The following is a 23871-nucleotide window of genomic DNA, read 5'->3' on the forward strand; positions in this document are numbered from 1 at the left end:
AAATAACGAAAAGGAGTGCCGTACCTGTGATTTATATTCGCAGGTGCGGCATTCTTTATAAATATATTCGGCAGGTGGTCATAGCCGGCGAGTTTTTTTATTCTTCTAAGATGGAAGCATAAAATTCACCGCTATGCTTTAAACAGTCAAGGGCTTCGTCCATCATACGCCCGTAATGCATGAATGCATGCAGTACACCAGGAACCAGCTCAAATTCCGTGTGTACGCCATGGAGAGCTAATATGTTATGTAAGGCCTGAGAATCGCCTAAGAGTGGATCCAGGCTGCCACAGCATAAATAAACAGCAGGTATTCCGTGGGTCAGGTCATTATTTAAGGTAGCAAAATATGGATTTTCTCCATCTAATGAGGGATTTTCCAGATAATAGCTGATGTAAGCAGACATATCACTTTTGCGCATACCGTCTAATGCGGTTCCGTTCAAACGCCAGGAAGGACCGTCCATCAGACCGTAGGAACCATAATAGAGCAGTAGTGCGCAGATATAATCGTTATCGCCAAATACGTCACGCAGGTAAAGCGTTGTCCCCAAAGCCAGATTTGCTCCGCCGGAGTCGCCGCCAATTGCCATCTTATCCGGAAGAATACCATATTTAGATCCATGCTCATGGAAATAACGGATGACGGCAGTGCATTCAAACAGGGGAACCGGGAATTTCGTTTCCGGAGCAAGATGATAATCCACACCGATTACGGCACATTTGCTGGAAGCCATGACACTTCGCATCATGCGGTCGTGAGTATCAATACTTCCTACGGTAAATCCGCCGCCGTGAATGAATACTAAAGCATGATGCTGTGGTTTATCATCAGGGTAATAAATGCGTACAGGGATGGGCCGATCGGACCTTCGACCGTTAATTCCACTGTTTTGCAGGGATTTGGCCCTCCCTCATTCCAAAAACGGCGTTCTTTTATATATTTCGTTCTCAATTCATCCCAAGAACAATTGGTATCAAAGGCATCGGCAGAGTGTTCTGCCTGATAATCAATGACCTTCTTCATTCCCTCAGAAAGAAGTGGATATGGATCGGGCTTGTTTACTTCGTGGTCGATTTTGTATTCTGGCATGTAAAATTTCATTTAGTTTACCTCCTGATCTGGGATTGGTTCTCGTTTCGTGCCGCGGATTGTACCATGCTCTTCTGAGCGGAAGGACGTATGTTAAATTGTAATAATAGTGAGAACTGCGCTGTAATATTACTGTCAGAGCGCATATATTATGACTAAACCTAAGGCTCAGTCAGTAATTCAAACCGATGATGACGGGGGATACTAGGAGCGCTTATTATTCGGCTTTACGGCTTCATAATAATCAAATCCCTATTTTCAATTCTACATCAAATTCCTATTTTTTGAAACCGGAAATTCTATCTTTTTCTAATAAAATTTCCAACCCTGACAGAAAATTTTCCACTGACATGATTTGTGGGCTCCCGGGTTTTGGACCAGTCCTTCATTCTTTTCAGAAAAACGATTCCTTGCGGACACCTTTTACACTTCCATATCTTTATCAGTGACCGCAAGATTTTAAAATACAGAGAAACGGCTGAGTACAAAGCTTTGTTAAAGCAGGCAGATATGTAAAAAGTCCTGAAATTAGGAACGGCGCCACCTTGATAGAAACTGGTGGGCGGTACTTTTGTTTTATATTATATGAAATTATGCTATTTACATAAGAGGAATAGTTCAGTATAATCAGACGAATGCAATTTTTTCAGAGGAGAAACCGATACCTGCTGCATGAGGCAAGTGCAATGATATGTAATTTAAGAAATCGGAATCCAGTTTAGTCGTTGTAACATTAATTTAAAGGCTGTGGTGATAGTTATGTTATTTAGACAAATAAGACATGCAACATGCATAATAGAATTTGAGAGAATACGTTTCCTAGTAGATCCTATATTGTATAAAAGGAATACATTAGACCCTGTTAAGGGTGGGGTGAACATCAAGAATCCTTTAGTTGATATTAATGTACCAGAAGAGATTTTAAAGAATATAGATGTGATACTTTTGACCCATACCCATCGTGACCATTTTGATCCGAGTATAATTGCGTTTTGGGGCAAAATATTCCAATTGTGTGTAGCAGTGAATACGAAAAACAATTACTGGAGTCAGGTTTCAGTCAGTTATATTTAATAACGGACAAAATACAATTCAACAATATTGAAATCATTTTGGTTAAAGGGCAGTATGGAACGGGTATTGTAGGAAAAATGATGGGCAATTCTCATGGATTTATATTGAAAAATCAAAAAAAGGGTGTGGTCTATATTACGGGCGATAAGGTCTGGTGCAAATGCGTTGATAAAGCAATGGAGCAATATAATCCTAATTATGTCATTGCTTTTGCAGGTTCGGCTATGATAAATAATAAACATATCACGCTAGATGCAAATGACCTAAATAAAATATTGAGTAAAAATGCGGCCACCAAAGTTATCGCTATTCACATGGAAGCCTGGAACCATTGTCTGCTTACACGCTCTAATTTAAAAGAAGCGATTGACAATGATAATTTGTTTATACCTGATGATGGTGAGGTCATAACATTAGAAGATATATATAATTGATTTTACCCCACTTGTGACTGAAAGGAACCCTTTTGCTATGTAGTATAAAATTTCCGTCCAGGGGAACGTTGAACCCGTTTGTCTGCTTTCCAGGAAACCTTGATGTAGTGCAGGTTATGAGGACTATCTTGCAATTATGTACCTGTGTTATTTTAATATATTTTTGTCAAATATCCTAATGTACATTGCAGAGGATGAAAATACGAAAGTTGCATTAGATAATCTCTATGATATCAACGGTGACAAAAAAATGGAGGAATTCGAACATGGAAAGAGATTGGGATAAAAATAGTAATGAGTTAAAGGCGCTGCGAGAACAGTCTCAAGATATGCGCCTGGAATATTATTTTAAAGCGGCGGCGCAGCCCAATGGTCCGAGTGCTGAGAAATTGCGTGAAATGCTGGATATAACTGAAGAAGATGGGCGTGAATATCAGATCAGGAAAGAAAAAGAAGTCAATATGAAGCCAGTAAAAAAGCGTGACTGCGTCGTTCGTGAAGTCGTGAAACCACTGTTAAAAGCCTCGGGGTTTAAAACCAGGCGGCAAGACTGGTGGAAGGAGTTGGAGGATTCCTGGCTGTTGATTCATATGCAGTATTCGCAGTGGAACAGCAGTTTAACAGGTGCTTGCTTTGGTTTTTATATCAGCGTTACTGCGAAAGCTGATATCAGAACGGAAATAGCAGAGCAGTGGATCTATAATCGGGTCGAGGATTTAAACCAGTTTGATTTTCTACCCCATTGGGGGCTGCTTTCACCCTATTGCAGTGGCGATATGTATAAGATTGACGGGTATCAGAATTATTTGCCGACTGATGAACCAGTTAAGAACATATTGGCTCAGATTAGGGGGGATTTCGAAGACTATGTGATTCCTGCACTTTTAGATGTACATAATATCGATGAATGGAAATTGCTGTACCAAAGGAAAAAGAATCGTTATGCGCAGAAGGAAAATTATATTCTGAGATTTTTTAGTATAGCAATTTTGATGCAGTCAGCAGTGGAATGGCCGCGATGGCAGGAGAAATACGGTTTGACTCAGGAGGATATTCTGGCGCACTTAGACTGGCTTGCTATTATGGAACAGCATTCGGCATTTCCGGATGGCGATATGAGGTCGCGGATCGTCCGCTATTTTACGCCAGCAGATAGTGATTAATGTTTAAACACGAAATGCTGCTTGATTTGGTTAATTGACGGCTGTATGGAAGGGAGATATTTGAATTTTTTTGATTGAGTGGTAATTTGGAAGTTTTATATTTTCGGGAGGTGGGTATTAATGAATAACGATAGGGGCTTTTTGAAATTTGATTTTTGTTTTTCATTGGTCCTTGCTTTTGTGGAATGTGCAGTCATCACTGCACTTATGTATGCCGGTTTTAATGGCTTTGGTGGAGTGGCTATGGAGTATACAAAGAACGGGGAGGCCGCCGTTACTGCGATGCTAACCTCTACTATCTCCAGACCTAAAAAGGTCGATGACTTCACTGCTGATAGACATTATAAGAGGTTTTGGCTGGGTCGACTATCCTATCAGTTAAATCTTATATTAAAAAAGGCAGAAATAATGAGCATTCGTTCCTGCAGGCGATTTAAAACAAAGCTACTGGGAAATTATATAACATGTAGATTAGCAAAAATTTGTAGTACATATATTTGTATTTTTTAGGGTGTGAGTAAAATGAAAAACAAAAACAAGATTACAGCAGTCTGTTGAAATATAAATTATTGCCGTTACATTATCAACATAACGCGAAGCAGAAAAAAACAATTTACAAAGAGAAATGATTAGTAGGAACTTTATTTAATGGTGGATCACATCAAACAACTACTATTCCGATGCGCCCATTCAGTATAAGCTTTATGGGATGCTTGCAGAAATAAAAGACAAAGAAGTTGAAAATTTCTTTATAGATTATCTTATAGAGGACGATAAAGAGCATCTAGAGATTAAGAAGAATATCGATAAGTGTTTTTCGACATGACCATATATGGACTTTGTGAGGTGAAAAATGAAATATAAATGCCCGTGTTGCGGCTGCTATACTTTTGATAATAAACCAGATGGCAGCTATGACATTTGTCAAGTCTGTTTCTGGGAAGATGATCCGATTCAGTTGGAAGATCCAACCTGTGAAGGCGGAGCCAATAAGGTCAGCTTAATCCAAGCACAAAAGAATTATAAAAAATTTGGTGCATGTGAGCGTGAAATGATTCCGCATGTAAGAAAGCCGACTGAGAATGAGTATTTAATCAAATACTTCTATGAAGAACTGATAATGTCATTAATAACAATGTCATTACCAGCCGAAGAGCAAAATGATATGATAGGAATAGGATGCACAGGCGACGAGATTCTCCAAGACTTTAGCAATTCCTACATTGATAGGAAGCAGTTTTATTTAGATAACAATGTATTTGACGATAAGCGAATACAGATATTAGACGAATTTGATAGATTCCTTAACAAGTATGATGGGCATGATGAGAATTTTTATTGGGATATCGAGCAATTAAAGAGTAATCCACTTTGGGAAGAATTAAGGGTACAAGCTAAAATAGTTATATCCCAGGTATTTGGTATGATTTACAGGATTGAAATAGAAAGAAAGAACGAATTGGTTGACGGTAAACTCATAGAGCATACCAGGCGGAAACTGATAGAAGTAAAGGATGAAGTCCCTTGACAGTTTTGGCTAAACATCAGATAAGACATAAAATTAAACAATACAGATTAATAGGAGAGCTTATGCAATTTAAAGATTTAGATATTATGCCTGATATCATAAAGGCATTGGAAAAAGAAAGTTACGATATTCCTACACCGATACAGGAAGAGGCAATACCTGTTATATTAAGCGGCAGGGATTTACTTGGTTGTGCCCAGACTGGTACCGGAAAAACAGCAGCATTTGCCATACCAACGATTCAGTTGCTCAGCGAAGAAAAAGTGCCTCATCGGGCAAAACAAAATATAAGGGCTCTAATCGTAACGCCAACTAGAGAGCTGGCTCTACAAATTTATGAAAGTTTTAACACCTATGGGAAATTTACTGATTTAAAATGTTGTGTAGTCTTTGGGGGAGTATCTCAAAAGCCGCAGGAGGAAAATTTAAAGCAAAAGGTAGATATACTTGTGGCAACACCAGGAAGACTACTGGCTTTAATTGATCAAAAAATTATAAATATAGAACATATTAAAATATTTATATTGGACGAAGCTGACCGTATGCTGGATATGGGATTTATTCATGATGTTAGAAAGATCATTGCTAAAACACCTTTAAAAAAGCAAACATTACTTTTCTCGGCTACGATGCCGCCAGACATCGCCAAGCTGGCGAGTACGATTCTGAAGACTCCTGCGAAAATAGAAATCACTCCGGTATCATCAACAGTGGATACCATTGATCAGTATCTGTACTTTGTTGATAAAAGTAATAAAAAGGATTTGCTTCTGCACATTCTAAAAGATAAGAACATAGTTTCAGCACTGGTATTTATTCGTACCAAGCATGGGGCGGATCGACTTATTAAGCAATTATCAAAGAATAACGTAATTGCCCAGGCAATCCATGGTGATAAATCACAAGGAGCACGTCAGAAGGCATTAAACAATTTTAAAAACAAAACATTGCGAATATTGCTTGCAACAGATATCGCGGCAAGAGGAATAGACATAGATGAACTGACCCATGTTATTAATTATGACCTGCCAGATACACCAGAGACGTATGTACATCGTATTGGTCGAACAGGCAGGGCAGGACTTGGCGGAACAGCAATATCTTTCTGCGATTTTGATGAAAAGGGACAACTAAATGATATTGAAAAGTTGATTGGGAAGAAATTAACAGAAATAAAAGATCATCCCTACCCATTAAAGAACAACTTTCCGGCGATAAAGGCTGTGCAGCCAAGAAGAGATACAGCAAAAACAGCGAAATCTCAAGCCAAACATCCGAAGAAAGCAATTTTAAGGTCAAAAACATCACCTCAAACTACCTTACAAAAATCGAGTGTATCATCTAAGAGAGAGTCATTGCATACAGCTTCCATAGATGGCATTTCATCAACAAAGAAAAAGTATCGAATGACAGCAGATGGAACATTGAAAGAAAAACGGAGTTTTAATAAAATCTCAATGAAGGACAAAAAACGGTAAATTTTGACTTGCTGCCAAGGGACCACCAGATCCCGACGGTATCATTATTATCGGCTCAAGTCCTGTAGAGATGATTTGTCTGCTTGAATATGGTAAAAGAATTGAAAAACAGATAGTAATATATTTCAAAAGAGCATTGTGTGACAAGCGGTCAGATTATATCTGTGCTATTCTTTTATCCAGGAGGTGTAATATGCATGGGAAGCAATACAAAATTCATTGAATTATATTGAAGACCATTTGTCAGAAAATATAAAGATGGAAGCTCTTGCAAATGTAGCGTCATTATCACCGTATTATTATCAGCGCTTGTTTGGGCGTTTAGTGAAAAAATCAGTAAATGAATATGTGAGGCTGCGCAGGCTGGCAAAAGCTTCAGAAGTTCTTAAATGCAAGAAAAAGCGAATCATTGATGTGACAATTGATTATGGATTTTCAGATCATGCCAACTTTACTCGTACATTTAAAGATGCATATAGCATTACGCCAGATGAATATCGTGCTTGTCCTGTTATGCTCAATCCCATCAGTCGCACCAGTCACACAGTATATAAATGAAATAGAGTATCTGCTGGCTTCTTCGGACCTCCTGAAGTTCAAGCCAGTAAAGATTTTGAATTTGATAAGGATGTGATATTAGAATAAATTTAACTGATACAAGCAGATACATTAGCCTGATCCTAAGGCATAAGCCGGACGTCATAGACATTACAGTGGATGAGCATGGATGGGCAAATGTAAATGAATTAATTGAGGGTGTGAACAGGACGCATCCTATAAATATGGAAATACTGAAAAAAATTGTACGGACGGACAACAAGAAGCGGTATTCTTTCAATGATGATATGTCCCTGATTCGTGCAAATCAGGGCCATTCCATTCCTGTTGATGTAGAATTGAAAGAAAAAGTCCCACCTGAATATTTATGGCATGGAACAGGTGAAAAATATGTGGAATCCATTGATAAAATAGGGCTAATACCAAAGAGTCGGCTATATGTTCATTTATCAACAGATATAGAAACTGCCGTTAAAGTAGGTAACAGACATGGAAGGTCCGTTGTATATCAGGTTAATGCCGGTGCCATGGCAAAGGCTGGTTATAAATTCTATTGTTCTGTAAACAATGTGTGGCTTATAAAAAAGGTGCCTGCAGAATTCCTTGAGAAAGTAGAATGATTCTTTTTTTGCCGGCATAATGAGGAGGAAAAAGTAAATGAAGATTTATGTGGATGCAGACGCCTGTCCGGTAGTTCGTATCGTTGAAAGGGTAGCTAAAGAATATAAGATAAAGGTATGTCTCCTATGTGATACAAATCATGTGTTACAGTCTGATTACAGCGAAATAAAGATTATCGGTGCAGGAGCAGATGCAGTTGATTTTGCATTGGTAAATCTGTGTAAATCTGGAGATATTGTAGTGACACAGGATTATGGTGTGGCAGCAATGGCACTGGGGAAAAATGCATATGCAATTCATCAATCTGGAAAATGGTATACCAATGACAACATAAATCAGCTTCTCATGGAGCGGCACATTGCAAAAGCCGCAAGGAGAGCAAAATCTAAAAATCATCTAAGCGGACCAAGAAAAAGAACTCTGGAAGATGACAAGCATTTTGAAGAATCGTTCCGAAAATTAATTACCCATGCTGAAGAAAAATAACGATCAGATTTTTGATTAAAAAGAATTTAAAAAAGTTTCTGCTACAAAAGTAGAGGTTACGTGTTTCAGGATTGAAGGCGTAACCTTTTTATTAGTATGGCAGGCTTCCCCAAATTCTTTCCAAGCTAAAAAGCTCAATAAAGATACAGCCCAGCAGCAAGCAGCGCCCACACTTATATTATAAAAAAGTGTGGGCGTTTATTGTTGATATATAAATTATATTACGGTAAAGTAGAGTTTACAAAAGAGGACATAAAAAGCGAGGAATAAATTTATTTTAAATCGTATGATTTATACATGGAGGTGAAGAAATGGAGTGGCTAAAGAAGTTAAGCAGTGCGATTGACTATATCGAAAAGAACCTGGATAACGAGCTTTCATGTGAGGAAGCGGCAAACATAGCGTGTTGTTCGCCTTATTATTTCGGACGTATGTTCGCCTATGTAGCCGGTATTCCTTTGTCTGAATATATACGCCGCCGGAGAATGACACAGGCCGCTTTTGAATTGCAGTCCACAGATACAAAGGTATTGGATGTTGCACTGAAATACGGATATAATTCTCCCACATCTTTTAACCGGGCGTTTCAGAGCGTTCATGGAATTTCCCCTTCAGCCGCTAAATTCAGGGGGAATGTGCTCCATGCGTATCCGCCCATTAAATTTTCCGTTAAAGTTACAGGAGGTGATGCTATGCCATATCGTATGGAAGAAAAAGAGTCTATGAGAATTGTAGGTATCCGCATTCCATTAACAGAGGACATGGAGGAAAACCAAAAGCTGGTTCCGCCTTTTTGGAACAGAGCTTTACAGGATAACCGATTCACAGAAATCTGTGAACTGTCGGATAAAATCCCAGGTACAGTGCTGGGAGTCACTATTTATCAAAATCCAGATGCTATTTATTATTATATTGCGGCTGCAACAGATCAGCCTGTTCCAGCGGGAATGTTTGAGTATGAAATTCCGGCAGCAACATGGGTGGTATTTGAAAGTGACGGACATTTCAAAGAATCCATTCAAAATATTTTCAAACGTTTTCTTACAGAATGGCTTCCGTTCTCAGGGTACGCTTATGCAGAATTGCCGGATATAGAAGTATATCCGATCAGTGAGGAAAAGCCGCAAGAGGGGCATTCCGAAGTATGGATTGCTGTAAAAAGGGAAAAGGGGAATTAAAAAATGGAATACCAAATTGAAATCAGAGATATTGAACCGATTCGGGTTGCTTTTCTTAGTTACAAGGGAATTGTAACCGGAGCCAACAAGGTTTTTCCCAGCGTTTTTCAGTCTATTAAGGGAAAAACAAACGGAGCACCGTTCTTTTGCTATTATGTGATGGACCCGGAAACAAAAATGGGCGAAATGGATTTGTGCGTACCCACCGAGGAAGTACCCATAAAAAATGGAATTGAAATAAAAGAAATTCCGCGAATCAAAGCAGTCAGCGTTACCCATATTGGCCCTTATGAAACCTTGCATAATGCTTATTCAGCAATTGACCGGTATGCTGCTGAGCATCATCTGCAGCTTAGTCCCCCATTTAGGGAGGTTTTCATCAAAGGTCCCGGAATGTTCTTAAAAGGGAATCCTGCCGGATATGTTACGGAAGTTCTGTTCCCGATCAAGGAGGAATCATATGACTGCTATTCGAACTGAAAATTTAATCAAAAAGTATAAGAACGGCGTACAGGCATTAAATGGCCTGAACTTAGAAGTAAAGGAGGGGGAAATTTTCTCCCTCTTAGGACATAATGGTGCAGGGAAATCAACCCTTATTCATATACTAACCACTTATCTGGCTCCTACCTCCGGTCTTGTTACCATGTTCGGAAAAGATATTTACCGGGAAACGTCTGAAATTCGCAGACAAATATCCTGTGTGGCACAGCAGACATCCATTGATACACACTTGTCTCTTACGGAAAATATGATGTTTCAAAGCAAGCTCTATAAGGTGCCTAAACTGGAAGCGCAAAAACGTATGAAAACACTAATTTCCTGCTTTGGGTTAGATCGATACTTGAAATATCCTGTTTCATCCTATTCCGGCGGGGTAAAGAGGCGGCTTGATATTGCACTTAATATGATGTCAAATCCCAAAGTATTATTCCTGGATGAGCCAACTGTTGGTATGGACATTCAATCCCGCATGGCGATGTGGGACATGATGAGAAAAATCAGAAATGATTTTGGAACCACGATTTTTTTGACAACTCATTATTTAGAGGAAGCTGACCAGTTAAGCGATACCATATGTATTATGAAAAGTGGGAAAGAGATACTTCAAGGTACGCCTCATGCTCTCAGAGAATACCTGCGGCAGGATATGCTTAAAATCAGCTTTGCATCAAAAGAACAGGCCCAAAATTGTTTTGAGCCGTTAAAAAGTATTGTTGGGCTGAAAGAATCTGACTTGTGCCATGATAAAATCATTACAGACTTAAAAAATGGACATATAGATTTAGAAAAAGCGAATCGCTGGCTTCTGGAACATGAAATTCCATTCCTGGGGATAGAAATTATGCAGCCTACCTTAGAAGACGTTTTTATCAGGCTCACAAATGAAAATGGAAAGGAGGCGTGCTAATGGAAGTTCTTACTTTGCTTCAGCGGAATATAAAGTGGCGTTTTCATAATGCTTTCACGATTGTAATGACAATTCTACAGCCTATACTTTGGCTGGTTTTATATAGTGCCGTTGCCGGACAGTCCATGCAGGGCATTGGGATTGAAAACTATACGGCCTTTATTCTTCCCGGACTTGTTGTCCTTGTAAGCTTTGGAGCCTGCAGCAGCAGCGGTATTATGAATTATCTGATGAAAACCGATGGGAGTTTTTACAGGGTGTTGATTGCCCCGGTTCGAAGAAGCTCAATTGTACTTGGCCAGGTATTAGAAGCAGTATTATGTACTTTTATTGAAGTTGCAATCATGTGCATTGTCAGCCTGTTCTTTTCTGTAAAAATTACTTCCGGGTTTATAGGAGGGCTTCTGATTGCTTTGCTGATATTCATGACTGCATTTTTTATGGCAGGGCTTACTTATGCGATTAGCCTTTGCCTTCCCAATGAGGTCATTTACGAAACTGTGATGAACGCAATTGTTCTGCCGGTCTTCTTTCTGAGCACGGCATTATTTCCGGCAGAAAGATTATCCGGGGGATTGGCAATTGCAGTTAATCTAAACCCGTTTACTCATGTAATTAACACCTTACGGGCTTTGATTTTACAGGGAAATATTGCTGCCCGTGATGTTACGCTTGTTTTTCTTTTACTGGCGGTTATGTGTTTTATCAGTTTTTCGTGGGCACTGCGCAGATTATAAAAAGAAATAAGCTTATTTACCCAGAGCAGCTGCAGGCTAAAAAAATCTGCCTAAGCAAAAACTTTATGAAAATTAGTTTCAGTGTATAGCCCCCTCACTTTTTCTTTTATAGAAGTGAGGGGGATTTTTCTAATTCACTTGTGTATCCTGACAACATCGATATCATTCGTTCATATCCAGCAGCTTAAATACGTTAGCGTCCTTATCCTTGTTGTATAATAACAAGTTTACGTAAAGGAGGAATATGAAATGCTTATTTGCAAATTTATGAACTCATTATCAACGTTTTTTTATAACTTGACATTTTAACTGGATTCCTATAATATAGTTCTTTATAGAACTGTTCTGAAATGGAACTAAAGGAAGGTGGATGAATTTATGAATAAACGGGCTGCAATGCTGATTAATGGACAACGCGTGAAACGACTCTATGAAAAGCAGTTTGAAGAAACTCGTATGAAGTACCAAATCAGTCAGTCTGAACTTGATATTCTTGCATTTCTTGCAAACAATCCAGAGTATGATACGGCAAGCGATATCGTCGAAATCAGAATGATTGCAAAAAGCTATGTCTCAACATCCGTTGAAAGCCTTATCACGAAAGGCCTTCTGGAAAGAGTCCAGGATCAAAATGACAGGCGGGTCATTCATCTTAATTTGACAGAGAAAACCACTCCTATCATTACAGATATCAGGCTTGGACAGGCGCAGGTATTGAAATTGCTTTTTGCCGGAATGACAAATGACGAAATCGAATTATTTGAAAAGCTGCTTGAGAGAATTTTTGATAATGCCGATGCAGCGTTAGAAAGATAGACAAAAGGAGTTTGGATATGGAAAAAGATACTGCCTTTTTAGGTGAAGAAAAAATAGGAAAATTAATTTTTAAACTCTCATTGCCTGCTATTACAGCACAACTTGTGAATATGTTCTACAACCTTGTTGACCGTATTTATATTGGACATATACCTGAAGTAGGACCACTGGCGCTGACAGGCGTAGGTGTGTGTATGCCCATTATCATGATTATAACGGCTTTTGCAGCTTTTGTCAGTATGGGTAGTGCGCCTCGTGCCTCTATTTATATGGGAAAAGACGATAACAAAACTGCTGAACAAATACTTGGCAATTCATTTGCCCTGCTTTTGATCATAAGCGCTATTTTGACTTTGGTTGTTTACATTTGGCAAAAGGATCTTTTAATGCTCTTCGGTGCGAGCGAAAATACGATTGGATATTCAATTAGTTATATGGGTATCTATGCAATCGGTACGATATTTGTTCAGCTTACAGTCGGCCTTAACGCTTTTATTTCAGCACAGGGCTTTGCCAAAACCAGTATGTATTCCGTTCTGATTGGTGCGGTTTTTAATACTATACTTGATCCGATCTTCATTTTCGGATTGAATATGGGGGTTGCCGGTGCGGCGTTGGCGACGGTCTTGTCACAGGCTATTTCCGCAGTTTGGGTCATACATTTCCTTTGCGGCAAAAAAACGATACTGAAACTGAAAAAAGAAAATTGTCGAATTGAGGTAAAAGTGATATTGCCCTGTATTGCACTTGGGCTTGCTCCGTTTATCATGTATGCTACGGAAAGTCTGATTGCTGTTTGTTTTAATGCGTCACTTCTGAGATATGGCGGAGATATTGCTGTCGGTGCCATGACAATTCTCACAAGCGTCATGCAATTTTCAATGCTGCCGCTTTTGGGTCTTACCCAGGGGACACAGCCTATTATCAGTTATAATTTTGGCGCGAAAAACGTTCAGCGTGTTAAGGAAGCCTTTTTTATACTGCTGAAATTTAGTGTGATATTTTCAGTTTCATTATGGCTTTTTATCATGCTTTTCCCGCAATGGTTCGCCGGTATTTTTACGTCTGATGCCTCACTCATCCAGTTTACGGCAGGTGCTATGCGTATTTATTTTTCAGTATCGCTTGTGTTTGGAGTTCAGGTTGCTTGTCAACAAACTTTTATTGCAATTGGAGACGCCAAAACCTCGCTTTTCCTTGCGCTGCTTAGAAAAGTGATCCTTCTGATTCCGTTAATTTACATTCTGCCTTTGATACTTACAAATCAAACAATGGCAATCTATCTGGCTGAACCAATTGCCGATATTATAGCTGTGACCGTAACAGGGACGATGTTTGTTGTTCAATTTAGGAAAACGTTGAAACGCTTGATTGACCCGAAGTCTAATTAGAATTAAGGTAATAAATTCTATAGAGTTAACTGAAAAGTTTATCAACCGTTTGAACGACCTATAGAATTTAATGATTTTTTAAAATAAAGAAATATCATTAAGAAAATAAGCTTATAACCATGGAACTTTTACTCAGTTTAGGACTAGATGGTAATTAACAATAGATAGTACTGGCGTTATGATCATTTATCCAGGGTTTGTAAGAACCGGGTTATTAATGAAGTCAGCAAAATCCGTTAGATAATAATTTTCTTAATAAAATCATCAATTTGTTATACCTATCGTTGATTATGCAGAAGAAATAGAAGAATTATGGTTGTCTGACATGATTCTTGATAATACGGATTTCAGGGCTATAGGAATACAGAAATCAGTAATTTATTCCTTAGATTTTAATGCAATAATTAATATTATTGATAAATTCACAAGGAGTAATGAAAAGCTCATTAAACCAAGAAATACTTTAGGGATATTCTTACGGAATATGATGACGATGAAAGACAGAAATGCTTAATTTGTCCAATACTTTGGAAGATAATTTATATGAATTTCAAAAAAAATTCATATAAATTTAGTCTGATTGCATAAAAAACTGCACAGAACTATTTCCATTAGAATAAACTGAATTGAGAATAAAAATGCGTTGCAATTCAAGCAATTGGCAGGAGTTTATATGGACAATATCAGTTATAATGAGGAAGCAATGGCAAGTGCAGGATTACCTTATGATGATATTAACTGGTATACGATTGCAGGTCAGCCTTTTGGTGCTGCATCCAGATTCAATGTTATTGTATTTAACGATGCCAATAACATTATAGATATTGAAGGGCCTGTAGCTATAGGTGGAAGTTTTTACAGTCCGAGGGGGTTGAGTGTTGGCTTTGTCAATAGAGGTAATGGCGAAGTCGGCTACTCACCGGATTTAGTACGCTTTTTAGTTGGCGGTAATGTATCTATGGCCGGCCCTTTGGTTGTTATCGGTCATGTGGTTGTCGGCGGTGGATTCCGTGCAGCCAAGGGAAGTACTTATTTCATTGGAAAAGATGGGCTGACTGATGGGATACAAGAACTAAAATTTTTGTACCAGGCCAATGGGGGCAGTCAATATTGGACGCCATCGGATAAAGGTGATCATTATTTGATCCCCAGTTATGATGTACCAAGATATATACCTGCAAGCAGGATAGGCGCTGACATACCTGGATTTTTTAATGATGCAAGGGAAAGCATCGGATATTACAAAGATTGTATTGAAACTTTAACTCCCAATGGAATTATAGTGGATAATAATTACGAATGGATTTTAAGGGGAAATGATCCTGTACAGAATGTATTTCTTATTGATGTAAGGCCAAATGGTTTGATCAACAAAGGAATACGTGCAGAAGTTCCACAAGGAAGTACAGTTATTGTAAGGCTGAGAACGGGAGCCAATGCTCATTTGCAATACGGTGTTTATGGGGAAAGAAGTAAGGCTAACCAGACATTGTATGTGTTTGAGGATGCAACTAATATCTATATGGAAAAGTCTTCCGATATCTGGGGAAGTATTCTGGCGCCGCAGGCTATGTACCATGCACATCCTACAGGCGGCCATGTAAGCGGTAATGCGGCCTTGAGAGCTTTTGCTGTAAATGCTAACAGCGGCTTTGAATTTCATTATTTTCCATTTGTTGGAGGAGTGACATGTCAAGCCATAGCACCAGCCCCCGTGGTTCCGGCTCCGGAAGTACCTCAAATATCACCGGGAGAGGAGGAACAGCCTGCTCAGGTGTGCCCGGAATGCCCAACGTGTCCGGCACCAACACCTTGCCCTCCGCAGGAACCGTGTCCGGCACCAACACCGTGCCCTCCGCAGGAACCATGCCCGGCGTGCCCGGAACCAAGACCTTGTCCTCCGCAGGAACCATGCCCGGCGTGCCCGGAACCAAGGCCGTGTCCTCCGCAGGAACCATGCCCGGCGTGCCCGGAACCAAGGCCGTGTCCTCCGCAGGAACCGTGCCCGGCGTACCCGGAACCAAGGCCGTGTCCTCCACAGAAACCCTGTCCGGCGTGCCCGGAATGCCCAAAACCGGAAAAAGAGTATATTCCCATTCCAATACCAATTCCAGCAGAATGCCCAAAACCGAAGCCATGCCCGGCCTGTCCAGAATGCCCCGTGTGCCCGGAATCGGAAAAGGAATACATTCCCATTCCTATTCCAATACCAATTCCTGCAGAGTGCCCGGAACCGGAACCCTGCCCTGTTTGCCAGGACTGCCTGATTAAACCCTGTATAATAATGGGTTGTATCTGGGGCTGCCGATGCCAGGATTTCCATGATTGGGATGTGAAATTATACCAGAGATGCAACGACACCGATACTTTTCTGTTCTGTATACAGATTAATGGTTGTGGCTGTTTTGAATTTACAGTTCCTTATGAAGGCCATTATATCTTAAAAGTAAGGATGTCTGATAGCTGCTGTAAGACATTCTGGTGCAAACCAATCATTACTTTGAATAATATTGGCGTAGCCAGTTTTATGGTTGAATAATTTCAGATCGATTTGCCATGTACTAATTTTATCAGGGCTGCTGCAAGTAGGGGATACCTTAATTGTAGCAGCTTTTTATTAAGCTTTTACAGCCCAGCGTAATTTTGCACATCGGGCCCGGCCATTGGAATTACATTCGGCTGCTGATGGGCGAATCGCCTCAGGCGCTATTTCTTTGTAGATTCCTTCACGATGGAAGCGTTGAAAAGACTTTTTCACGAGACGATCTTCACCAGAATGAAAAGTAAGGATAGCAACTCGTCCGCCCTCAGCCAGGGCAGCAGGAAGTTTTTCTAAAAACTCATATAGCACTTCAAATTCATTATTTACATCAATCCGCAACGCCTGAAAGCATCTTTGACAGGACTTCTTGATTTCATTATTTCTATCTTTTTCCGGAATGAATTTCAGAGTATCTTTGATAATTTGCTGAAGCTGATTTGTTGTTGTAATGTCTGTTCCTTTTTTTATTGTAGAAATAATGGCATGAGCGATTTCTGCGGAATGAGGCTCGTCCGCATTTTCTAACAACATACCGCATAATTCATTCTGCGAAATAGTTTTAAGACGATCAGCGGCAGAGATGCCTTTTAGTGGATTCAGCCGTAAGTCTAATGGTCCTTCTGCCTTAAAGGAAAATCCTCTTTCAGGATTGTCTATTTGCATGGAAGAAACACCCAAATCCGCCAATATAAAATCTAATGGTCCTGATTCGGAAGTGATTTGATCTATATTGGAAAAGTTTGTTTGCTTAATCGTTAAAATTTCGGGGCCATAACCTAAGCGCTCTAAACGTTCCCTTGTCCGAGGTAATTCGATAGAATCTACATCAGTAGCATACAAGTGCCCCTTTGAATTTAAACATTTAAGCATCTCTAAAGTATGACCACCATAGCCTAGAGTTGCATCTAATCCAGTTTGTCCAGGGGTAATTTGTAAGAATTCCAATATTTCTTTCACGCAAATGGAACGATGCATACCAGCAGGAGTATTGCCCTTTTGAATAACCTTTGCCACAGCATCAGCATATAGTTCTGGCTGCAGTTCTTTATATTTATCTTTAAAAGCTTTTGGGTGAGTACCTTTATACCTGGTACGACGCTGATGTTTTTGTTCTTGATTATCCATTCTTGCTACCACCTTTTTAAATATCTATTTTTTATATGATTCAAAGTGTCTGCGAAGCTGACGGTTTTGAATATTTCTATATAACATGATATCAAAAGCATGTCATAATAGCAAATGAAACCGTTTTTATTGCATTGAACGGTATCCTCATGTAAAATGGGTTAGTACGTGATTTATAAAAAATAAGTAATTCATTTTATAATTATACATTTTTTCAATTAATGAGAGGTTTAGATATGGATATTAAAGGTTTTCACAATTATACAATCAGCGAGGATATCGTAAAGGCACTTAATGGTCTGGAATATGATATACCTACAGAAGTACAGGCTAAAGTCATTCCAGCCGCTTTAGAAAAAAATGATCTTATCGTCAAAGCGAAGACGGGCAGCGGCAAGACGGCTGCATACGCAATTCCCATATGTGAATTAGTTGAATGGCTTGAAAATAAACCACAAGCACTAATCCTGACTCCTACAAGGGAACTTGCTGTTCAAGTAAAAGAGGATTTTACCAATATAGGAAGATTTAAACGAATAAAGGCAGCGGCAATCTATGGGGGACACCAGTTTTCTATTGAGAAAGCAGAGTTAAAGCAGAAAACACATGTAGTCGTTGGTACGCCGGGGCGTGTTATGGATCACATAAAGAAAGGTACGTTGACCTTAAATAAAATTAACTGCTTGGTAATTGATGAAGCAGACAGAATGCTGGATATGGGGTTTATTGAACAGGTAGAAACAATTATAAAAGAACTGCCCGGGGAACGGATGACAATGTTATTTTCTGCGACCATGTCCGATGAAGTAAAAAGTATATCATCGAATTATATGAGAGACCCTGTCAATATAGATGTCAGCGAGGCCAGTATCATGACAGCTGATATTAATCATTTTCTTTATATTACAAATGAAGAAGATAAGTTTGGACTGCTTACCGATGTTATGATTATTGAAAAACCGGATAGCGGTATCATCTTTTGCAGTACAAAGGATCGGGTGGATATGGTATGTGATAGCCTGAATGATTTAGGCTATCCCTGTATTAAAATGCATGGAGGTATGGAACAGGCTGATCGATTATCTGCAATGATGCGTTTTAGAAGGGGAGAGTACCGCTATTTAATTGCTACAGATGTAGCGGCAAGAGGTATCGATATAGAGAACATTTCTCTGGTCATTAACTATGACATTCCCCTGGATGAGGAAAACTATGTCCATCGTACCGGAAGAACAGGGCGTGCAGGGCAAAAAGGGAAAGCCATCTCCTTTGTGGTTTCCACACAAACCAGATATTTACATGACATCGAAGAACTGATCGGGTTTAAAATTCAGGAAATAACGAAACCTGCCAAAGAGGAAGTGGCCAGGCTGAAACCTTCTTTTGATAAAAAAATGAATATGGTTCCTCAGATTAAAAAGCTGAAAAGTGATCAGTTAAATAAGGATATAATGAAATTGCGTTTCAATGGCGGAAAGAAAAAGAAGCTTAGGGCAACTAATTTTGTTGGAGTCATATCCAATCTGGAAGGTGTGGGAGCAGAGGACATCGGAATAATAACTATACAAGATACCCTTACCTATATAGAAATACTAAACGGTAAAGGCCCATTGGTACTGGAAGCAATGAAACATACAATGGTCTGCGGTAAGCAATTGAAGGTGACGGAGGCGAGAATTTAAACGTATGGGAATAAATGATATTATCATGAATGTCCGTTTTACAGGCTGAGGAGAAGACAAAACAAGCCAGATTAGTACTTGTAGATTTGGTACAAAGTCTAATGGAGAGGAGTTTTAAGTTGGAATTCAATGAAAAATTACAACAACTTAGAAAACAAAGGAATCTGACTCAGGAACAACTTGCAGAACAATTATACGTTTCAAGAACTGCAATCTCAAAATGGGAAAGTGGTAAGGGTTATCCCAATATTGAGTCACTAAAAGGTATATCAAAGCTTTTTGATGTTTCTATTGATGAGCTGCTTTCTGGTGATGAACTCATTAGTATAGCAGCAACTGAAAATCGTTCTAATTTGAGTAAAGTCTTCGGATTCATCTATGCGGTGCTGGATATAATGGCAATTGCCTTTATCCTTTTACCTCTTTACGGACAACCGGTGGGGACTCATATCCAGGCGGTTAATCTGCTTATGTACACTAATAATACTCAGGCAATTCTTACATGTTATTGGGTCATTTTTATTACCTTGACAGGGCTTGGGATCACGCAGTTTGTTTTTTCATATTTAGAAAAAGAAAAATTAAGGGGTATCATTTCCAAGACTTCCTTTGCCATAGATGCAATAGCGATTATTTCCTTTTTTGCAACAAGAGAGCCATATGCAGGGGCCTTGCTGTTTTTCTTTTTTGTTATTAAGGTATTCACCTTGTTAAAAGAAAAACAAATCAAATAAATACTGAAAAGCTTGAAAACAGGCCTTTGACACGAAACGTGTCGGGGCTTTTTTCCATTGTGACGACAGGTTTCTTGTTCAACTCATGTTAGATATGAATAATAAAGCTATCATTCATACAGGACTTGAATGAAAAGAAAGGACATATGGAGATGGAATATCTTATTGAAACAAGAAATCTGAAAAAACAGTATGGAAAATCAATTGTGGTAAACGATGTCAGCGTCCATGTACCGAAAGGGAAAATCTACGCCTTGCTCGGCAGAAATGGTGCAGGAAAAACAACCTTAATGAAAATGCTTCTTAAACTCATTCAATCAACAAGCGGAGAAATTTATTTGTTTGGTACAAGGTGTGAGAAGACAGACCGCAGCATTTACCGGCAAATCGGATCTATCATTGAGACGCCTGGTATTTTACGAAAATCTTACCGCGTCTGACAACTTAAACCTTTTGATGCGCTTGCGTGGTCAGGGAAAAAAGGAGGACATAATGAAGGCTTTGGAAATGGTCGGTCTGCATCATGAATTTTCAAAGCCCTTTTCGGATTATTCATTAGGTATGAAACAACGGCTTGGAATTGCAGCGGCACTGATGCATGAACCCAAATTGCTCATACTGGATGAGCAGATCAACGGACTTGATCCAATCGGAATCTCAGAAATCCGCACATTACTTACATCACTTTGCCGGGACAAAGGAACGACTATATTTGTATCCAGCCATGTGCTTAGTGAAATTGAGCAAATTGCGGATGTCATTGGAGTGATGCATGAGGGACAGTTGATTGAAGAAATCAAAATGGAGGACCTTCAAAATCGCAGACATGAGTATATTGAATTTGAAGTTTCAGATATGACGAAAGCATTGGAAATTCTGGAAAAAAGCTATGGGATTACAGACTTCCAGGTACAGGGCATTGCTTAATCTGGTTTACTGTGAAATCTTAAAATTGAAACGCTCTAAAATCGTCTTATTCAGTATCTTAGGCGTTTTGTCCACTCCTTTTATGATGTTAGTCGAAGCGTTGCAAACCCATTTTGACCATCCGGAGCAGGTTTTTACATTAAATGACATATTCGACAGCAGCTTGTTATATGTCATGTTATTGATGAATATGATGGTTTATGTGGCGATTACCTCTTACTTATTCAGCAGGGAGTATACGGAAAAGACATTGAAAATGATATTGCCTGCACCTGTTTCGCGAATTGACTTTATAACTGGCAAGTTTCTCATGCTGTATATTTGGACTACGGTACTGACTGTTTTGACCTGGGCAGCAATCTTTGTTTTAATGTCAGTTTATCATGTCATCTTTGGTTTAGATGGGTTTCGTTTTAATGTTGCAGGCGAATGGCTGATCAAGTTTTTATTGGGGCGTGTATTAATGTTTTTGACCATATCTCCATTTGCATATATAGCCGAAAAAACAAAAGGATTTGTTATACCTGTGATTGTGTCAGCAGCCGTTGTTATGGGGAGTGCAGCAATTAGTAATCATAAATTTGGCGCTTTCTATCCTTGGACAGCTAACTTATTTTTAGTAAATGGCAGAATTCAAAGTAGGGATTATCCAATTTCCGTAGTCATAGGGATCATTTTATTTGTTTCACTCTCAGGCTTTTATTCAACATTTAGATATTTTTATAAGGAGGATTTAAAATAATGCCATTTGATTTCATGGAAGTTATAAAAGTTATAATTCTTGGTATTGTAGAGGGCATTACAGAGTGGCTGCCCATCAGCAGCACAGGCCATATGCTCTTGGTCGATGAGTTCTTACAGCTTAATATGAGCGAATCATTTAAAGAAATGTTTTTTGTTGTTATTCAGCTTGGCGCAATCTTAGCGGTGGTGGTGATATTTTGGAACAGAATGATTCCTATTACATTCAAAGAAAACAGGCAGGTGGTTGTCGATAAGGATATTCTTTCCCTATGGTTTAAGGTTGTAATTGCCTGTATTCCGGGTGCTGTCGTGACAGTTTTCTTCGATGATTATATTGAAGCACATTTGCATACCCCTGTTGTCATTGCAATTACATTGATTTTTTATGGTATTGCATTTATTCTAATTGAAAATTGGAATCAAAAACGGCCCTCTGAGGAGTGTGGGGTGTTGGACATCACTTATAAAACAGCATTGATGATTGGCTTCTTTCAGGTACTGTCTATTATACCTGGTACATCGCGTTCCGGTTCAACAATTATCGGAGCTTTATTGATCGGAGTACCCAGGCTTGCAGCAGCGGAGTTTACATTCTTTCTTGCTGTACCGGTCATGTTCGGATTAAGCGCATTAAAGCTTTTAAAGTTCGGTATTGCTTTTACAGGGCTGGAATTAATGACGTTAGGGATTGGAATGGCGGCAGCATTTATTGTGTCATTGCTCGTTATTAAGTTCTTGATGAGCTATATTAAAAAACATGATTTTAAAATATTCGGCTGGTATCGCATTGCACTGGGCATCCTTGTGTTACTCTATTTTTCCATATAACCTTTGGGATAAAAAAAATTGCATAAAGGTCCACTGAAATGTTCCGACAAAAAATCCTTTTAAGAGACTTTTTATCTTTTTTATTTCTTTAAATCTTAACTTGGAATAAAGGTGTTTTGCAGAGTTTTCTTCAGCAACCGCTAATGACCAGGAGGTATAACCCTGATCCAATAAGGCTTGTTCGGCATGCTGAAGCAGCATGCCAATTCCTTTTCCACGTAATGCTTCATTAATTGCGATATGTTCTATATAGCATTCATTTGGCGTGTTAACATCTAACAGCAACATTTTTAAAAACAGCGGTAAGATGTTAATGACGCCATACCTTTGGCATAAGGAAATAATTGGTATTCTTTCATTTCTTTTTTACTGCAGTGTATTAAAATTACTCCAACTATATTCTGATTTTGTTTTGCAACAAAATGGATATAGGCGGGGGCACCGGCTTTCAAATCCCAGGAAGCAGATATAATATCTTTTATATCATGAACGCTTAAATTCTGACGATGGCAAAACTTACTTTTAAAAGAATGCACTAATAAAGCTATTACGCTTTCAAAATCTTTGTTTTGATACTCTTCAATCGTAATATGGTCCATGGCAAGCCTTCCTTTACAAACTATTATTTAGGTTCTATACTTACAATAAACCCTTGAGCAGCTCAAGAGTCAATGGTTCGATTTTATTTTTGGGAGGATCAAATGCACGGATTGTTACGGATTGGACAAGTAAGCAAATGGTATGGAATATCCTTGGATACTTTACGGCACTATGATAGAAAGGGGCTGCTTGAACCAATCGTTGATGCACAAGTGGTTATCGGTATTATTCCCTGGAACATCTGGACATTCTGGAAATGATTCTGGTAGGAAAATTTACTGAGATTCCTCTGGATCAAATGAAGGAAAAAATAAGAAGAGTTCATAATGGAGTATCTTTTCTAGGATGAGTTCCAATTTGACGGGAGGTATTTAAGTGGGGTGTAAAATACGGGAATGGCAGGTAGAGGATGCTGAAAATTTAGCATTAGCGATAAATAACAAGAAAATCCAGGATAATTTAAGAGATGGATTGCCTTATCCCTACACAGTTGAAGATGCAAAAGAATATATTACCTCTATGTTGTCAGCGAACAAGGATGTGACATATGCTTTTGCTGTTACGGTATATGATAAAGTGATTGGAAGCATTGGAGTGTTCCGCTGTAACAACATTCATTTCAGAAGTGCTGAAATGGGTTATTATATAGCGGAATCATATTGGGGAAAAGGAATTGGAACAAGTGCAGTGAAACAGACTTGCTACCGCTTTTAAAGCAGATG

Annotated in this window: 28 protein-coding genes and 1 pseudogene; 24 read left to right on the top strand and 5 right to left on the bottom strand. The window is 39.0% G+C overall.

Annotation, left to right across the window (positions count from 1 at the left end; all coding sequences use genetic code 11):
- Window positions 1-97: 97 nt before the first annotated feature.
- On the bottom strand, window positions 98-898 hold the full coding sequence (locus ABFV83_RS03155; RefSeq protein WP_349948851.1) for an alpha/beta hydrolase fold domain-containing protein: 801 nt from the start codon (window positions 896-898) through the stop codon (window positions 98-100).
- Window positions 805-1104: a hypothetical protein gene (locus ABFV83_RS03160; RefSeq protein WP_349947492.1), complete on the bottom strand. Its 300-nt coding sequence runs from the start codon at window positions 1102-1104 to the stop codon at window positions 805-807. The genes ABFV83_RS03155 and ABFV83_RS03160 overlap by 94 nt, the downstream gene beginning before the upstream one ends.
- 1001 nt (window positions 1105-2105) lie before the next feature.
- On the opposite strand from ABFV83_RS03160, the gene ABFV83_RS03165 reads away from it, so the two are divergent.
- The 16 genes and pseudogenes from ABFV83_RS03165 (at window position 2106) to ABFV83_RS03240 (ending at window position 16238) form a co-directional block, all read left to right on the top strand.
- Window positions 2106-2600, top strand: coding sequence for a hypothetical protein (locus tag ABFV83_RS03165; protein WP_349947493.1), 495 nt, complete (start codon window positions 2106-2108; stop codon window positions 2598-2600).
- A gap of 266 nt (window positions 2601-2866) precedes the next feature.
- Window positions 2867-3763, top strand: a complete 897-nt coding sequence (locus ABFV83_RS03170; RefSeq protein WP_349947494.1) for a DUF4304 domain-containing protein — start codon at window positions 2867-2869, stop codon at window positions 3761-3763.
- Window positions 3764-3883: 120 nt separating this feature from the next.
- The gene (locus ABFV83_RS03175) at window positions 3884-4273 is read left to right on the top strand and encodes a hypothetical protein (protein WP_349947495.1); all 390 of its coding nucleotides are present in this window, start codon (window positions 3884-3886) and stop codon (window positions 4271-4273) included.
- 343 nt (window positions 4274-4616) lie between these two features.
- Entirely contained in the window at window positions 4617-5291 is a 675-nt protein-coding gene (locus ABFV83_RS03180; RefSeq protein WP_349947496.1) for a CPCC family cysteine-rich protein, read from the top strand.
- Between the two features lie 62 nt (window positions 5292-5353).
- The gene (locus tag ABFV83_RS03185) at window positions 5354-6769 is read left to right on the top strand and encodes a DEAD/DEAH box helicase (RefSeq protein WP_349947497.1); all 1416 of its coding nucleotides are present in this window, start codon (window positions 5354-5356) and stop codon (window positions 6767-6769) included.
- A gap of 219 nt (window positions 6770-6988) precedes the next feature.
- Window positions 6989-7327, top strand: a complete 339-nt coding sequence (locus ABFV83_RS03190; protein ID WP_349947498.1) for an AraC family transcriptional regulator — start codon at window positions 6989-6991, stop codon at window positions 7325-7327.
- A gap of 83 nt (window positions 7328-7410) precedes the next feature.
- Complete coding sequence (locus ABFV83_RS03195; RefSeq protein WP_349948852.1) at window positions 7411-7947, top strand: RNA 2'-phosphotransferase; 537 nt, start codon at window positions 7411-7413, stop codon at window positions 7945-7947.
- A gap of 37 nt (window positions 7948-7984) precedes the next feature.
- Window positions 7985-8434 carry a YaiI/YqxD family protein gene (locus ABFV83_RS03200; RefSeq protein WP_349947499.1) on the top strand — a complete coding sequence of 150 codons (450 nt, stop codon included), beginning with the start codon at window positions 7985-7987 and terminating at the stop codon, window positions 8432-8434.
- A 311-nt stretch (window positions 8435-8745) separates the two neighbouring features.
- Window positions 8746-9612, top strand: coding sequence for an AraC family transcriptional regulator (locus tag ABFV83_RS03205; protein ID WP_349947500.1), 867 nt, complete (start codon window positions 8746-8748; stop codon window positions 9610-9612).
- 3 nt (window positions 9613-9615) lie between these two features.
- Window positions 9616-10092 carry a GyrI-like domain-containing protein gene (locus tag ABFV83_RS03210; RefSeq protein WP_349947501.1) on the top strand — a complete coding sequence of 159 codons (477 nt, stop codon included), beginning with the start codon at window positions 9616-9618 and terminating at the stop codon, window positions 10090-10092.
- The gene (locus tag ABFV83_RS03215) at window positions 10073-11023 is read left to right on the top strand and encodes an ABC transporter ATP-binding protein (protein ID WP_349947502.1); all 951 of its coding nucleotides are present in this window, start codon (window positions 10073-10075) and stop codon (window positions 11021-11023) included. The genes ABFV83_RS03210 and ABFV83_RS03215 overlap by 20 nt, the downstream gene beginning before the upstream one ends.
- Entirely contained in the window at window positions 11023-11760 is a 738-nt protein-coding gene (locus ABFV83_RS03220) for an ABC transporter permease (RefSeq protein ID WP_349947503.1), read from the top strand. Before ABFV83_RS03215 ends, ABFV83_RS03220 begins: the two co-directional genes overlap by 1 nt.
- 378 nt (window positions 11761-12138) lie before the next feature.
- Entirely contained in the window at window positions 12139-12576 is a 438-nt protein-coding gene (locus tag ABFV83_RS03225) for a MarR family transcriptional regulator (RefSeq protein ID WP_349947504.1), read from the top strand.
- Window positions 12577-12593: 17 nt separating this feature from the next.
- Window positions 12594-13967, top strand: a complete 1374-nt coding sequence (locus ABFV83_RS03230) for an MATE family efflux transporter (protein WP_349947505.1) — start codon at window positions 12594-12596, stop codon at window positions 13965-13967.
- Window positions 13968-14670: 703 nt separating this feature from the next.
- Window positions 14671-15636: pseudogene (locus ABFV83_RS03235) on the top strand (collagen-binding domain-containing protein); the annotation flags it as partial.
- Window positions 15637-15656: 20 nt separating this feature from the next.
- Entirely contained in the window at window positions 15657-16238 is a 582-nt protein-coding gene (locus tag ABFV83_RS03240; RefSeq protein WP_349948966.1) for a hypothetical protein, read from the top strand.
- Window positions 16239-16584: 346 nt separating this feature from the next.
- On the opposite strand, the gene rsmH is transcribed toward ABFV83_RS03240, so the two are convergent.
- Window positions 16585-17634, bottom strand: coding sequence for a 16S rRNA (cytosine(1402)-N(4))-methyltransferase RsmH (gene rsmH, locus ABFV83_RS03245; RefSeq protein WP_349947506.1), 1050 nt, complete (start codon window positions 17632-17634; stop codon window positions 16585-16587).
- Between the two features lie 236 nt (window positions 17635-17870).
- Here rsmH and ABFV83_RS03250 point away from each other — a divergent pair, with 236 nt between their 5' ends.
- The 6 genes from ABFV83_RS03250 to ABFV83_RS03275 all read left to right on the top strand — a co-directional run bounded on the left by ABFV83_RS03250 (window position 17871) and on the right by ABFV83_RS03275 (window position 22549).
- Window positions 17871-19316 (top strand): DEAD/DEAH box helicase, encoded by a 1446-nt coding sequence (locus tag ABFV83_RS03250; protein ID WP_349947507.1) that lies wholly within the window; start codon window positions 17871-17873, stop codon window positions 19314-19316.
- A 119-nt stretch (window positions 19317-19435) separates the two neighbouring features.
- Complete coding sequence (locus tag ABFV83_RS03255; protein ID WP_349947508.1) at window positions 19436-20050, top strand: helix-turn-helix transcriptional regulator; 615 nt, start codon at window positions 19436-19438, stop codon at window positions 20048-20050.
- A gap of 152 nt (window positions 20051-20202) precedes the next feature.
- Complete coding sequence (locus tag ABFV83_RS03260; RefSeq protein ID WP_349947509.1) at window positions 20203-20490, top strand: ATP-binding cassette domain-containing protein; 288 nt, start codon at window positions 20203-20205, stop codon at window positions 20488-20490.
- Window positions 20491-20506: 16 nt separating this feature from the next.
- Window positions 20507-20977 carry an ATP-binding cassette domain-containing protein gene (locus tag ABFV83_RS03265; protein ID WP_349948853.1) on the top strand — a complete coding sequence of 157 codons (471 nt, stop codon included), beginning with the start codon at window positions 20507-20509 and terminating at the stop codon, window positions 20975-20977.
- Window positions 20940-21719: an ABC transporter permease gene (locus ABFV83_RS03270; RefSeq protein ID WP_349947510.1), complete on the top strand. Its 780-nt coding sequence runs from the start codon at window positions 20940-20942 to the stop codon at window positions 21717-21719. Before ABFV83_RS03265 ends, ABFV83_RS03270 begins: the two co-directional genes overlap by 38 nt.
- Window positions 21719-22549, top strand: coding sequence for an undecaprenyl-diphosphate phosphatase (locus ABFV83_RS03275; RefSeq protein ID WP_349947511.1), 831 nt, complete (start codon window positions 21719-21721; stop codon window positions 22547-22549). The genes ABFV83_RS03270 and ABFV83_RS03275 overlap by 1 nt, the downstream gene beginning before the upstream one ends.
- Here ABFV83_RS03275 and ABFV83_RS03280 read toward each other — a convergent pair.
- Both ABFV83_RS03280 and ABFV83_RS03285 read right to left on the bottom strand, forming a co-directional pair.
- Complete coding sequence (locus tag ABFV83_RS03280; protein ID WP_349947512.1) at window positions 22529-22837, bottom strand: GNAT family N-acetyltransferase; 309 nt, start codon at window positions 22835-22837, stop codon at window positions 22529-22531. The two genes, ABFV83_RS03275 and ABFV83_RS03280, sit on opposite strands and share 21 nt — an antisense overlap.
- A gap of 2 nt (window positions 22838-22839) precedes the next feature.
- Window positions 22840-23148, bottom strand: a complete 309-nt coding sequence (locus ABFV83_RS03285; RefSeq protein WP_349947513.1) for a hypothetical protein — start codon at window positions 23146-23148, stop codon at window positions 22840-22842.
- A gap of 102 nt (window positions 23149-23250) precedes the next feature.
- On the opposite strand from ABFV83_RS03285, the gene ABFV83_RS03290 reads away from it, so the two are divergent.
- Window positions 23251-23409, top strand: a complete 159-nt coding sequence (locus ABFV83_RS03290; protein WP_349947514.1) for a MerR family transcriptional regulator — start codon at window positions 23251-23253, stop codon at window positions 23407-23409.
- 115 nt (window positions 23410-23524) lie between these two features.
- Complete coding sequence (locus ABFV83_RS03295) at window positions 23525-23863, top strand: GNAT family N-acetyltransferase (protein ID WP_349947515.1); 339 nt, start codon at window positions 23525-23527, stop codon at window positions 23861-23863.
- Window positions 23864-23871 lie beyond the last annotated feature (8 nt).

The organism is Lacrimispora sp. BS-2 (assembly GCF_040207125.1).
Classification (GTDB): Bacteria; Bacillota; Clostridia; order Lachnospirales; family Lachnospiraceae; genus Lacrimispora.